Raw genomic sequence first — 13,147 nt, 5'->3', positions numbered from 1 at the left:
GAATTCATCCGCCCGCCCGCAACTGCTCTCCGCTGAGCAGGTCGCGAATTTCACTAGGGGAATTTCGGCCCCCGGTGGAACCACCGCCGACAAAGTCGAGGGCATCACCAAAATAGCGAAGTACCTGGTACTTGTGCCGGGCAGGTTGACACCCCGCCGGATTGGCAGAAGTGGATACGATAGCACCGCCAAAAGCCCTTGTTAACGCAGCGGTAAAAGAGTGGTCGGTATGACGCAGGGCCACTGCGGGATGGGCGCCACAGACCCAATAGGGTATGCGGTCGCGATGGGGCACCAGCCAAGTCACGGGTCCGGGCCAGGTTTCCCGCATCTTTTCGCGCTGCTCGGCGCTGAGTGGGTCGAGCAGCTGACTAAAACTTTCCTCCTCACCGGAAACCAGGATCAGGCCCTTTTCCAGTGGGCGGTTCTTCAGGCGCAGCAGGCGCCTTACTGCCTGCAGGTTATTTGGATCACAGGCGAGGCCCCACACGGACTCGGTGGGGTGCGCGATAACACCGCCCGCCGCAAGAGCACGGGCAGCCTTCTGTACAGCAAGCGGAGAGTACCTCATGACAGTATCGCTGCTACTTCGCTTCGCACTGCTGAATGTCTAACTTCTCCTGTACACCGAAGGCGGCTTTCATAACTGGCAGATCGGGGCCGGCCCCCATCAGGATCGCTACAAAAGGCTTGCTCATTTCAACTCTCTCAACTGTCAAAGTAGGGACAAGCGCCAAAATCTAGCGGATTGCGCAACCATGCACAAGGTGTGCCTACAGCAATTGAAAACAGAGGCAACTTTGTGCTCATGATACAAATAGCATCCTATTTTGTTATATGATGTCTTATTTAAGTATCTAGATACCACCAGTCCCATAGAGAGAATGGGTGTCTATATTCTTTATTTCGAATTACTGGCTCAATATTTTGTATTCCCAGAGCATCAAACTTTTTCTTATAACGCGTTTGATCATACTTTGTCTCCGACAGAATTAAAGCCTCCTGAAAATTCTTACGATAACCTCGACTCCCAGACTTGAATCGCGCAAGCCCCAGCAGGTAATGAAAGCGATGGTCATTTTTTTCTAGAGAAATTGCATCCTTGATGTTTCGGATTGCTGAAGCGTAATCTTTTTTTGAGTAAGCTGCCTGAGCACTGGCATACCAGTAGTAAGGGTTTTGTTCACGGTAATTTTGTAACTGTTTAGAGAGAATCTGGGCGGACTCCAAATCTCCCCTCTCCCTGAGCGCCCTTTCCATATTATTCAATGCAACCATATTATGGCTGTCCAGTTCTAGAGAGACTCTATAAGTGCTGATTGCCAGATTTCGGTAGCCTGCAGATCGATAAATTGCACCTAGATTACTCCATAGATTTGAGGAATCAGGCGACAATAATAATGCCTTACGAATATAGAGAAAGGCCTGTTTGAAGTTCCTCTCTGAAAGGAAATCTACTGATAAATTACTATAGAATTTAGAAAATGCTTCCGAGTCATCTAACACCTCCCCATGATAATCTGATTCGTAGTCAATAAAATTAAAATCCAAAACCTGTTTTTTACTTCCTAGGTCTGAAATAGTATTGATGTGTTGATAAACATAGGTCTGCTGATCCTCCAAGTATCGAGTTTCTGGAACAAATACCTGATTAAAGTTTATTTCTATTCCGAGTTCCCTAACCATGGCAACCATAAAAGCACTAAAGGCCATACAGTTACCCCTCTTTTCCAAAAACACTTCAGAGGCATTTAAAGTGGCATTAGCTTCATAAAAAAGAGAGAAATTAATTTCCTGCAACTTTAGCAAAAAATTATTTAACCGGTCAGTATCGTCTTTACCTTTTATTTCATCTAAAAACATTTCCATTTCGGAATTTATTGCCAAAATATCAACTTCTGGCAGATCATTAATTTTTACAGGCTCTCCAATTAAAATAGAACCAGATAAAAGCTGCTTTTTAGAAAACTCTGAAGGTGGTAACAAATCGACAATAGATGGTTGAACTGAACAAGCTGACAGCCAAACAGTGAAAAATGAGAGGGCAGTTATTTTTTTTATCATCCAATCCATAAGCTTATCTTCTTTTTTTTAAAAAGTAAGAAATACATTTTTACCATAATTGTCAGGTAATTAAAGCTTTACGAAATAGAAAGTATTTTTATTTTTTTCCTAAAGATAACTCTACGCCCTCAGCATAACTAGAGTCGACTTGGGAAAAAAGTACCAATTGTCGCTGTACTATCTCATCCGGAACTCCGGCCATGGCTCTGGCAATATTGCCAAAGAGTCTCTGTTTTTCGGCGTCATCAAAAAGATTGAAAAGCGCCCGCACTTGGCCGTAATCATCGTCGCCCTCGCGATGATCGTAGCGATCGGCAGCACCGGAAAGCTTTAGTGGCGGCTCCTTGGCACTGGAGTCTTGCTGCGGGCCGTTGAAACTGTTGGGTTCGTAATAAGCATCGGGATTGCCTGTGCGAATCCCGCTGGTATTCATCTCGCCGTCTCGATAGTAGTTATGCACTGGGCATTGAGGTGCATTTACCGGAAGACTCTCATAGTGAGTACCCAAACGGTGGCGATGGGCATCGGCATAGGAAAACACTCGCGCCTGTAGCATTTTATCCGGGGAGAAACTAATGCCCGGTACTACGTTTGAGGGAGAGAAGGCTGCCTGTTCCAGTTCGGCAAAATAATCATCGGGGTTGCGATTCAACTCCATTTCGCCAATCTCAATCAGCGGGTAATCCCCATGTGGCCACACTTTGGTGAGATCGAAAGGGTTGTAATTTGTCTTGGCAGCATCGGCCTCAGGCATTACTTGTAGCTGTAGACTCCACTTGGGATAGTCACCCTTCTCAATCGCACCAAACAGGGCTTCCTGATAACTCTCGCGAGTGCGGCCAATCACTGACTCCGCTTCGGCATCGGTATGAAATTTGTGCCCCTGGCGGGTCTTGAAGTGGAACTTCACCCAGAAGCGCTCGCCACTACTGTTCCACAGAGAGTAGGTGTGGGAGCCGTAACCATTCATATGCATAGGTGAAATTGGCAGGCCGCGATCTGAAAACAGGATCGTAACTTGGTGTAAGCTCTCTGGAGATAGCGACCAAAAATCCCACATGGCTGTTGGGGAGCGTAAGTGCGTGCGGGGATGACGTTTTTGCGTGTGGATAAAATCGGGAAACTTATAGGGGTCGCGTACGAAGAAGACCGGGGTGTTATTGCCCACCAGATCCCAGTTGCCGTCTTCTGTATAAAACTTGAGGGCAAAGCCGCGCACATCGCGCTCGGCATCCGCCGCTCCCAACTCTCCGGCTACAGTGGAGAAGCGGGCTATCATTGGTGTTTCAGCACCGGGCTGCAATACCTTGGCGCAGGTGTACTTGGCAATATCTCCACTAATCCGCAGAGTACCGTAAGCTCCCCAGCCCTTGGCATGTACCGTGCGTTCGGGAATCCGCTCACGGTTTTGATGAGCGAGCTTCTCCAGCAGTTGATAATCCTGCATCAATAGGGGGCCACGTGGTCCGGCGCTAAGGCTGTTTTGGTTATCCGCGATGGGTGCGCCAGCATCCGTGGTGAGCTTGGAATTATTCGCCATGACTTGCCTCCTGTGTTCGAGTCCACAGAGTATTAACGCAGCGCTTTGACTTCGCGAATCGCTCGGCGGCTGGTCCTTCAGGGGAGGATTCAGGTGGCCACGCCTTCTTTCTGGAGACAACAGGCAGCTCCCTGAGCCGTCAATTGATACCCACCGGGCAGCTGCTCCAATAGCTCTAGCAACTCCATTTGCAATAGCAGCGCCATCAGTTCACCCGCCGGCTCCCCAGTATCCACGGCCAACTGCTCGATACTGCGAGGCCCTCCCTGCAGGGCTAATAACACTGACAGCTGCTGATTATCCAGCAGGGTATTGCTTAGGGGCTCACTATCCGCAGGCTCCGCTAACAGCCCCCCCAGCTGCCCGGCGATATCTGCGCTGGTCTCCACCAATGTTGCCCCCTCGCGAATCAGGTGGTGACAGCCCCTGGCCATCGGGTTGTGGATGGAGCCGGGGATAGCGAAAACCTCTCGATTTTGCTCCAACGCCAGCCGCGCAGTGATCAGCGACCCCGATCGCATTGCAGCCTCCACTAGCAGTACTCCCATAGAGAGCCCACTGATAATCCGGTTGCGACGCGGGAAGTTTTTCGCCTCAGCGCTACTGCCGAGTGGAAGTTCACTGACAATGGCGCCACCCGCGCTCAGGATTTCTTCCGCCAAGGCGCGGTTCTGACGCGGATAGACAGAGTCGACACCGCTGCCCAGCACCGCAATCGTGGCTCCCTGTCCCCGCAAAGCACCCTGGTGCGCGGCCGCATCCACCCCCAGTGCTAACCCCGAGGTGATGGCAAAACCGGATCCGGCGAGCTCCATGGCAAAACTGCGAGCGTTATCCAGGCCAGAAGTCGTGGCGCGACGCGCACCAACAATAGCGATTTGGGGCAAGGTGAGAGCAGCAGCTTCGCCCCGCACATAGAGTATTGGCGGTGGTCGCGAGATCTCTGCGAGCAAATTCGGGAAACCTGCATCACCGTGGTACAGCAGCTGCACGCCGATTTGTGCACAGCGGGCGCGCTCGGCTGCCACCCACTCCAACAATTCGCTCTGCAGGCCAAGACGACAACAATCACGCCACTGGGATTGGGCCCGCGGCGGTAGTTTGCTCAACAAAGTTGGGGGGAATTGCAGTAAGGCCCGATCGGGGCTGCCAAAGTGCTCTAGCAGCTGCCAGTAGCGGGCGGGCCCTAGGCCCTCTAAACGCAGCAGGGCCATGCTGGCGGTCAACGCATCCATGCGGGCTCACCATTTTTGTCTGTTTTACAGGAGAGGTTGTATTCAGATTTGCGGCGCTCCAAACAGCAAGAGGCGCCGCTCGATTTCTATGCTTATTTAGGGATTGCGCACCGAGTCCATCACCGCCAAGGGGCGATCAGCTTCGAGAATAAGCGCCAGGCTCATCTTTTCAAAAGTGCGGAAAACCATCATCTCACCTGCGCGCTCATCGGGCAGCTTCACGCTGTCTCCGGCGATACGATCGCGCACTAAAGAACCGCGCTTATAAACTGCCATCACATTGCCAGGCACTATGCCATCGCGCTCACCCAGATTGAGGATAACTACGTCGAATTTACCAATCTGAGTCACGCCCTCATCGACACCAACAATCAAGCCATTCACTGTCACGGCCGGGGCACTGGGGTGAAAGAGTGCATCGATAGAACGCTCTTCCACTGGCATCAAATGATCCTCGAGACGGATCTCGCGGGCGGTGCTGGCCACGCCCAGGGTGGCGACGGAGAATCCAGGGCGGTTATCCGGGTCCAGCTGTAGCAAATCCACTTCACCTATCCCAAGAGCCTGGCGTCCTAGAGTCTCATTGCTGACGGGGTCCACATACACCGGGCCCGGGCGGTAGAGACCGTAGGAGGCCAGGGGCACTTCAAAATCACCGCGTGCGTAGATGGTATCGCCGGCACCCATCAAAATGTGGTTATCGGAACCGGACACAATATAGGGCGTACCCTCGAAGGCATTGGGCTCGACGATACGGGTGCGCGAGAGGAAGGCATTGATGGCATCGAGGGGAATCGCCGGAATCGCATCCTCCACGGCTTGGCGACGGATCTGCGGCGTTAAGCGGTTACCATTAACACCGGGAGACAATTGATAAGCCCGCGGGCCGCGCTGCAGCTGCAGTTGCGGCTGGCCATCCACATACACCAGGCGCAGGCTGTCGCCGGGGTAAATCAAGTGAGGGTTTTCAACCTGGGGGTTTACTTGCCAGATCTCCGGCCAATACCAGGGCTGTACCAGAAACTCACTGGAGATATCCCAGAGGGTATCGCCCTTTTGCACAACATAGGCATCCGGATGGCTGGGGTTCAGGCGCACCTGATCCTGCGCTTGGGTGCCAAGGGCGACCGCCAAAATCGAGACGGCGGCCAGGATTATTTTTTTCATGGAAGCATTCCTATGCTCTTTATCGCTATAATTCTCAGCGCCGAACCACCCTTCTACAGGAAGTGTGGCCGGCCCCGGGCGCAAGGCGCCAGCGAAAATCGGGGTCCACTCGGTAAATATTGAGCGCGATCATAATGTTATCAGCGCACGTTCAACGAATACTAGAAGTTTGTCACAGGTGTTATGGCTAAACTCGAGATACTGGAATTTCCCGATCCGCGCCTGCGTGAGATCGCCAAACCCGTCGCAGAAGTTACCGACGCGCACCGTCAACTGCTGGACGACATGTTCGAAACCATGTACGCCGCACCTGGCATAGGCCTCGCCGCCACCCAGGTCAATGTGCACGAGCGCGTCGTGGTGGTGGATATTTCCGAAGACAGCAGCGAGCCGTACGGATTTATCAACCCGGAGATCGAAGTACTGGACCCGGAGATCCACCAGTACGACGAAGGTTGCCTGTCGGTACCCGGTTTCTACGAGACGGTAGAACGCCCGCGCAGGGTGCGAGTCAAGGCGCTGGATCGCAACGGCGAACCTTTTGCCATAGAGGCAGAGGGGCTGCTGGCAGTGTGTATCCAGCACGAAGTTGACCACCTGGATGGCAAACTGTTCGTGGATTACATCTCCCCACTCAAGCGCAACCGCATTCGCTCCAAGCTGGAAAAGTCCCAGCGCCGACGCGCCTGATCTATAAAAACTGGCCGCCGGCAGGCCCGGCGCCATCTCCATCCCTCGATCTGAGAATCCGCCAGTGAATATCATTTTTGCCGGCACGCCGGACTTTGCCGCCGTGCATCTGCAGGCGCTGCTCGACAGCGACCACACTGTCATCGCCGTTTACACCCAACCGGACAGGCCGGCGGGGCGCGGTAAGAAACTGCTGGCCAGCCCGGTCAAGCAGCTGGCCCTCTCCCACGATATCCCCGTGTATCAACCTCAGAGCCTGCGCGACCAGGCAGCGCAGGAAGAGCTGACGACACTCGGCGCCGATATCATGGTGGTGGTGGCCTATGGACTGATCCTGCCGCAAGCAGTGCTGGACACCCCGCGACTGGGCTGTATCAACGTACACGCCTCCCTGCTGCCGCGCTGGCGCGGCGCCGCTCCCATTCAGCGCGCCGTAGAGGCGGGAGACAGCCACAGTGGTGTGGCAATCATGCAAATGGAAGCCGGGCTAGATACGGGGCCGGTACTGGTGGAGCGCCGCTGTGACATTACTGAGCAAGATACGGGAGGCAGCCTGCACGACAAGCTCGCCGAGCTCGGCGGCCCGGCTCTGATTGAAGCCCTAGCGCAGCTGGCCTCAGGCGTCGCCAAGCCGGTGGCTCAAGATGATGCTACAGCCAATTACGCTAATAAAATCAGCAAAGAGGAAGCGCGCATCGACTGGCAGCGCCCGGCGCAAGAACTTCAGCGCCAGATCCGCGCCTTCAATCCCTTCCCGGTGTGTTGGACTACCTATATCGAAAGTAAAGGCGAACAACGCCTGCGTATCTACAGCGCCAGCCTGGAACGCGGCTGCCACAGCGATACGCCCGGCACCATTCTAGCCAGCGATGACGAGGGTATTCTGGTCGCCTGTGGTCGCGAAGCCCTGCGTCTGCAAGTACTTCAACTACCCGGTAAAAAAGCGCTGCCCTCAGCGGAAATTTTGAAAGGCTACCGGGCGCTGTTCACTCCCGGAACACAATTGGGATCACTATGAGTAGAGATGTACGCGCCGAAGCAGCCCGAGTGGTGGCCGCACTACTGGAAGCGCAAGGTTCACTGGCACGCCTGTTACCTAAAGCCGAAGACAAGGTTGAGGAGCGCGACCGCGCCCTGCTCCGCGAGCTGTGCTACGGCAGTGCCCGCACCGCCCCGCGCCTGCAACTGATCGCTACCAAGCTACTGCGCAAAACCCCCAGCGATAGCCTGGTAAGCGCACTGATCCTGCTGGGCCTGTATCAACTGGAATACACCCGCATCCCCGATCACGCTGCTATCTCTGCCACGGTCAATGCCGCCCGCAGTCTCAAGTTGGATCGCGCCACTGGCCTGATCAACGGCGTACTGCGCAACGCTTTACGCGAACGCGAGCGTTTGCAGCGAAAATTGTCCGGCAACCCCCAGTTCAGCTCTATGCACCCCGCCTGGATGCAACAGGCGATCAAAGCCGCCTGGCCAGAGCAAGCGTCGGAGATTTTTCGCGCTAACAATACCAACCCCCCCATGACCTTGAGGGTCAACAGCGCGCGCATTTCCCGCGAGGATTACCTGCAGCAGCTCGACGAGACCGGCCTGTCCGCCGAGGCCTGTACCCTCTCTCCGGTTGGCATCACCCTGCTCGAAGCAGTACCTGTGGGAATTCTGCCCGGTTTTGCCGAGGGCCTGGTGAGTGTGCAAGATGAATCCGCCCAGCTGGCAGCGCAACTGCTGGCCCCCTGTGAAGGCGAGCGGGTGCTGGATGCCTGTGCCGCGCCGGGAGGCAAAAGCTGCCATCTATTGGAGCAGCAGCCCGCTATAGAATTGAGTTCCCTGGATATCGAGGAGGAGCGACTCGATCGGGTGCAGGAAAACCTCGAACGTTGCGGCCTCTCCGCACAGTTAATTTGCGCCGATGCGGCTGCGCCGGATGCCTGGTGGGATGGACAGCAGTACGACCGTATTCTGCTCGATGCACCCTGCTCTGCCACCGGGGTGATTCGCCGCAACCCGGATATCAAACTGCTGCGCCGTGCCGAGGATATCGCCGAGCTGGCCAAGCTGCAGGCGGAAATTCTGCGCGCCACCTGGGCACTGCTCAAACCCGGTGGCAGTCTGTTATACGCCACCTGTTCAGTGTTACCAGCCGAAAATAGTGAAGTTGTCGCCGCCTTCGTTGCGGAGACCGACGATGCGAGCGACAATACCCCGCAACTGCTGCACGGTAAGTCCTGGGGTGAAAAACAAGTTGCTGGAATGCAACTGTTACCCCATAACGGTGGCGGCGACGGTTTCTACTACGCTCTGCTCAGCAAGGCCGAATAACAGCAGCGCTAGCCGCGAGTCTCATCCGATATGAAAATTGTCATTCTCGGCGCCGGCCAGGTGGGCGGCTCACTGGCGGAGGCTCTGGCCTCCGAGCGCAATGATATTGTGCTGGTGGACAGCGACGAAAAAACCCTGCGCGAGTTGCGTGATCGCATTGATATTGGCGTGGTTAACGGCCACGCCTCCCATCCCGACGTGCTAATGAATGCCGGCATTGAGGATGCCGATATTCTGGTGGCGGTCACCAATAACGATGAAACCAATATGGCAGCCTGCCAGATTGCCCATTCATTGTTCCGTGTGCCCACCAAGATCGCGCGCGTGCGCGCCTCTTCCTATCTGCAGTACCCCGAGTTATTCGACAACCAGGCGATTCCCATCGACGTTTTGATCAGCCCCGAGCAGCTGGTCTCCGAATATATCGCACGCCTGATGGAACATCCCGGCGCGCTACAGGTGCTGGATTTCGCCGGTGGTCGCGTGCAGCTGGTCACTGTATTGGCAGTTCAGGGCGGTCCTCTGGTAGGCCATCAGCTGCGCTATCTGCGCGAACACATGCCCAAGGTGGATACTCGTGTGGCGGCCATCTACCGGCGCAACCGGCCGATCATTCCCCAGGGGGACACGGTGCTCGAGGCCGGCGACGAGGTATTTTTTATCGCCGCACGCGCCGATATCCGTGCGGTAATGAGCGAGTTGCGCCGCCTGGAACACGGTTATAAGCGTGTGGTAATTGCCGGTGGTGGCAATATTGGCCTGCGGCTCGCAACCAAATTGGAAAACCGCTACTCGGTTAAAATTATTGAGCGCAGCCATGAACGCTGCGTATTTTTATCCGAGGAGCTGTCCCACACCATTATCTTGCACGGCAGCGCCTCGGACCAAGAGCTGTTGCTGGAAGAAAATATTGAGGACACCGATGTTTTCCTCGCACTCACCAACGATGACGAAGCTAACATCATGTCATCGCTACTGGCCAAACGCCTGGGCGCGCGCAAGGTGATGACCCTGATCAACAACCGCGCCTACGTGGACCTGGTACAAGGCGGGGAAATCGATATTGCCATTTCGCCCCAGCAAAATACTATCGGCAGCCTGCTCACCCATGTGCGCCGCGGCGATATGGTTAATGTGCACTCCCTGCGCCGCGGTGCCGCCGAGGCGATCGAAGTTGTCGCCCATGGCGACGAGCGCACCTCCAAGGTGGTGGGAAAGAAAATCGAGGATATCGATCTGCCCGAGGGCGCCTCCATCGGTGCCATAGTGCGCGAAACAGAAAATGGCAGCGAAGTTTTGATGGCGCACGACGATGTAATTGTGCAAAGCGACGATCACGTGATTGTATTCCTGGTGGATCGCCGCCAGACACGCCATGTGGAGCAGTTGTTCCAGGTTGGCTTCGGCTTTTTCTAAATCATATTTTTTATTGAATAGTCCGGCGATTACAAACACCGCCGTCCATATATATAAAGTAACAACAGATAACAGGCTGACAGGCGCCAATGCGAATTGCGGTAATTGCGCGAGTTTTCGGAATTCTCCTCACTGTGTTCAGCCTGACACTGCTGCCACCGATCGCCGTGTCCCTGTGGTATGAGGACCATACCCACAACGCCTTCGTTATTGCCTTTGTGATCACTCTGGTGACCGGCTTGTTTATGTGGCTGCCGGTACACGACCTGCGCCAGGATCTGCGCACCCGCGACGGCTTTGTGGTGACTTCGCTATTCTGGCTAATCCTCGGCAGCTTTGGCTCCCTGCCGTTTATTATCAGTCCACAGCCGGACCTGAGTATTACCGATTCGATTTTTGAATCGATTTCCGGGCTCACCACCACTGGCGCCACCGTAATTACCGGCCTGGACTCCCTGCCTCCAGCCATCCTCTACTACCGCCAGCAGCTACAGTGGTTTGGTGGTATCGGCGTAATTGTTATTGCACTGGCAATCCTGCCCATGCTCGGCATCGGTGGTATGCAGCTGTACAAGGCGGAAATACCCGGCCCAGTGAAAGATACCAAGCTGACACCGCGCATCGCCGAGACGGCACGGGCACTGATCGTAATTTATGTAATCCTGACCATTCTGTGCGGCATCGGTTACTGGTGGGCGGGCATGACCGTGTTCGATGCCGTGGGACACGCCTTCTCCACCGTGGCTAACGGCGGCTTTTCCACCCACGATGCCAGTATGGGCTTCTACGCTCACAACCGGGCCATTATGGTGATCTGCATTATTTTCATGTTCACCGCGGCGATTAACTTTGGCCTGCATTTTTACGCCTTCCGCAATAAAACCCTCAAGCACTACTGGCGCGATTCCGAATTTCGTTTCTACGTAATGCTGATTTTGGGGGCCGGCCTGTTGATCAGCTGTTATCTGTGGATTCTGAATATCTTCTCACCAGGCAACAGCCTGCTACACGGTTTCTTCCAGGTGGTTTCTATCAGTACCACTGCCGGCTTTGCCTCTGAAAACTTTTCCGCCTGGCCGGTATTCCTTCCCTACGCATTGCTTCTTCTGGGTATTCTCGGCGCCTGTGCCGGCTCTACCTCTGGTGGTATAAAAGCGGTACGCGGCATGTTGATTATGAAATCCGGTATGCGCGAATTAAATCGACTGGTGCACTCCAATGCGGTGATACCCATTAAGATCAACCGCAAGATCGTACCCGATCGGGTAACCGATGCTGTGTGGGGCTTTTTTGCCGTCTATGTGCTGTCGTTTTTTATTCTCTCGATTATTGTGATTGCCACCGGCGAAGATTTCGTCACCTCTGTGACAACGGTGGCCTCCTGCCTGAGCAATATCGGCCCGGCTCTGGGTGAGGCCGCATCTCACTACGGTTCAGTCAATGAGGTGGCCAAGTGGTTTCTGATCCTCGCCATGCTGATGGGACGCCTGGAAATTTTCACCCTGCTGGTGCTGTTAACCCCCGCCTTTTGGCGCCACTAATTTGGCGCCAACGCCGCAAGTCAGATCGAATAGCAATATTTTTTAGTTTCTGCCACAGTTGTTCTTTACAGGAAGTAATCAATAAGAACATGGCTGTATGAGCAGAAACACCAGTGAGCTGCTCGGTCAGTTGAAAATTGACCGGGATACGGCTCCCAATGATTTATCGTCATCGCCCCGAAAAACCCTACTGGCGGCTTCCTCCGGTGCAGTCGCCGGCCTGCTAGTTGGTTTTTTTGGCGCCTCCCTCTTGGCCGAAGACCCACCCGCAAGCCCTAACACAATCCCAACTCCCGCCAACACACACACTACGCCATCTGCCCCCTCCAGCGCACACCTGGAGACGGTGTTGAATGCCTCCGGATATATCACCGCCCGACGCATGGCTACGGTGTCAGCAGAGGTAATGGGACTGATCAGCAGTGTAGATGTCGAGGAGGGTATGCAGGTACAGGAAGGTCAAGTGCTAGCCCGCCTCGACGACGTCAAAGCGCGCGTCAGCCTGGCATTTGCCCGTGCGCAGATTCAGGTACTGCAAGCCCAGGAAGCCAGTATTCTCGCCAAGCTAAAAGAAGCAGAGCGTCAGTACCGGCGTTTCGCTGGCTTGCGTGAAAAAAACTACTCCAGCAAAGCACAACTCACCCAGAGTGAGGCCACTGTTGAAGGCTTGAGAGCCGATTTAAACAGCGCTCGGGCAAATATTGAGGTGGCTAAACTGGAAGCCGAGCGACAGCGGGAGCGCTTGGAGGATCACACGATACGCGCGCCCTTTGCGGGAATCGTTACACAAAAAAATGCTCAGCCCGGAGAAATTGTCGCACCCAGCTCCGCCGGAGGCGGTTTCACCCGCACCGGTATCTGTACCATTGTGGATATGAACTCCCTGGAAATTGAAGTGGATGTCAACGAGGCATTTATCGGCCGGGTCTCCACGGGTCAAAGGGTAAACGCGAATCTTGACGCCTACCCGGAGTGGGATATTCCCGCCACGGTGGTGGCAATTATTCCAACCGCCGATCGCGCCAAAGCTACGGTGCGTGTGCGTATCGGTATCGATCAAAAAGACGCCCGTATCCTACCGGATATGGGGGTGAAGGTCGGCTTCCTGGCCGGGGAGGAAGTCGCTCTTTAACGGCACAGACTACGGCTCTAATTATTCATTAAAAAAGGAA

The 13,147-nt window shown here is 54.7% G+C and carries 11 protein-coding genes; 6 read left to right on the top strand and 5 right to left on the bottom strand.

Annotated elements, in window-relative coordinates:
• Positions 1-4: 4 nt before the first annotated feature.
• The 5 genes from tsaC to ACJJJA_RS01210 all read right to left on the bottom strand — a co-directional run bounded on the left by tsaC (position 5) and on the right by ACJJJA_RS01210 (position 6,006).
• Entirely contained in the window at positions 5-571 is a 567-nt protein-coding gene (gene tsaC, locus ACJJJA_RS01230; RefSeq protein WP_444883279.1) for an L-threonylcarbamoyladenylate synthase type 1 TsaC, read from the bottom strand.
• 278 nt (positions 572-849) lie between these two features.
• Positions 850-2,073 (bottom strand): transglutaminase domain-containing protein, encoded by a 1,224-nt coding sequence (locus tag ACJJJA_RS01225; RefSeq protein WP_444899412.1) that lies wholly within the window; start codon positions 2,071-2,073, stop codon positions 850-852.
• Positions 2,074-2,161: 88 nt separating this feature from the next.
• Entirely contained in the window at positions 2,162-3,604 is a 1,443-nt protein-coding gene (locus tag ACJJJA_RS01220; RefSeq protein WP_444903521.1) for a catalase, read from the bottom strand.
• Positions 3,605-3,693: 89 nt separating this feature from the next.
• Positions 3,694-4,839 carry a DNA-processing protein DprA gene (gene dprA / locus ACJJJA_RS01215; RefSeq protein ID WP_444903520.1) on the bottom strand — a complete coding sequence of 382 codons (1,146 nt, stop codon included), beginning with the start codon at positions 4,837-4,839 and terminating at the stop codon, positions 3,694-3,696.
• 96 nt (positions 4,840-4,935) lie between these two features.
• On the bottom strand, positions 4,936-6,006 hold the full coding sequence (locus ACJJJA_RS01210) for a LysM peptidoglycan-binding domain-containing protein (protein WP_444903519.1): 1,071 nt from the start codon (positions 6,004-6,006) through the stop codon (positions 4,936-4,938).
• A 183-nt stretch (positions 6,007-6,189) separates the two neighbouring features.
• On the opposite strand from ACJJJA_RS01210, the gene def reads away from it, so the two are divergent.
• From def to ACJJJA_RS01180, 6 genes are all read left to right on the top strand, one after another.
• Positions 6,190-6,696: a peptide deformylase gene (gene def, locus ACJJJA_RS01205; protein WP_444887632.1), complete on the top strand. Its 507-nt coding sequence runs from the start codon at positions 6,190-6,192 to the stop codon at positions 6,694-6,696.
• A gap of 64 nt (positions 6,697-6,760) precedes the next feature.
• Positions 6,761-7,714 (top strand): methionyl-tRNA formyltransferase, encoded by a 954-nt coding sequence (fmt, locus tag ACJJJA_RS01200; RefSeq protein WP_444903518.1) that lies wholly within the window; start codon positions 6,761-6,763, stop codon positions 7,712-7,714.
• Positions 7,711-9,018, top strand: a complete 1,308-nt coding sequence (gene rsmB / locus ACJJJA_RS01195; RefSeq protein WP_444903517.1) for a 16S rRNA (cytosine(967)-C(5))-methyltransferase RsmB — start codon at positions 7,711-7,713, stop codon at positions 9,016-9,018. The genes fmt and rsmB overlap by 4 nt, the downstream gene beginning before the upstream one ends.
• Before the next feature lie 30 nt (positions 9,019-9,048).
• The gene (gene trkA / locus ACJJJA_RS01190; protein WP_252083983.1) at positions 9,049-10,434 is read left to right on the top strand and encodes a Trk system potassium transporter TrkA; all 1,386 of its coding nucleotides are present in this window, start codon (positions 9,049-9,051) and stop codon (positions 10,432-10,434) included.
• Positions 10,435-10,523: 89 nt separating this feature from the next.
• Positions 10,524-11,975: a TrkH family potassium uptake protein gene (locus ACJJJA_RS01185; protein WP_252083982.1), complete on the top strand. Its 1,452-nt coding sequence runs from the start codon at positions 10,524-10,526 to the stop codon at positions 11,973-11,975.
• Positions 11,976-12,072: 97 nt separating this feature from the next.
• Positions 12,073-13,107 carry an efflux RND transporter periplasmic adaptor subunit gene (locus ACJJJA_RS01180; protein WP_444887629.1) on the top strand — a complete coding sequence of 345 codons (1,035 nt, stop codon included), beginning with the start codon at positions 12,073-12,075 and terminating at the stop codon, positions 13,105-13,107.
• Positions 13,108-13,147: the final 40 nt, after the last annotated feature.

The organism is Microbulbifer mixtoriginis (SeqCode), from assembly GCF_052466865.1.
The sequence above is the reverse complement of the archived record's forward strand: the minus strand, read 5'-3'. Positions and strand labels throughout refer to the sequence as shown.

Bases quoted from the DNA above. Each gene is read 5' to 3' on its own strand.
- ACJJJA_RS01220 (WP_444903521.1), bottom strand. From the start codon at position 3,604: ATGGCGAATAATTCCAAGCTCACCACGGATGCTGGCGCACCCATCGCG.
- trkA (WP_252083983.1), top strand. From the start codon at position 9,049: ATGAAAATTGTCATTCTCGGCGCCGGCCAGGTGGGCGGCTCACTGGCG.
- dprA (WP_444903520.1), bottom strand. From the start codon at position 4,839: ATGGATGCGTTGACCGCCAGCATGGCCCTGCTGCGTTTAGAGGGCCTA.
- tsaC (WP_444883279.1), bottom strand. From the start codon at position 571: ATGAGGTACTCTCCGCTTGCTGTACAGAAGGCTGCCCGTGCTCTTGCG.
- rsmB (WP_444903517.1), top strand. From the start codon at position 7,711: ATGAGTAGAGATGTACGCGCCGAAGCAGCCCGAGTGGTGGCCGCACTA.
- def (WP_444887632.1), top strand. From the start codon at position 6,190: ATGGCTAAACTCGAGATACTGGAATTTCCCGATCCGCGCCTGCGTGAG.
- ACJJJA_RS01210 (WP_444903519.1), bottom strand. From the start codon at position 6,006: ATGAAAAAAATAATCCTGGCCGCCGTCTCGATTTTGGCGGTCGCCCTT.
- ACJJJA_RS01185 (WP_252083982.1), top strand. From the start codon at position 10,524: ATGCGAATTGCGGTAATTGCGCGAGTTTTCGGAATTCTCCTCACTGTG.
- ACJJJA_RS01225 (WP_444899412.1), bottom strand. From the start codon at position 2,073: ATGGATTGGATGATAAAAAAAATAACTGCCCTCTCATTTTTCACTGTT.
- ACJJJA_RS01180 (WP_444887629.1), top strand. From the start codon at position 12,073: ATGAGCAGAAACACCAGTGAGCTGCTCGGTCAGTTGAAAATTGACCGG.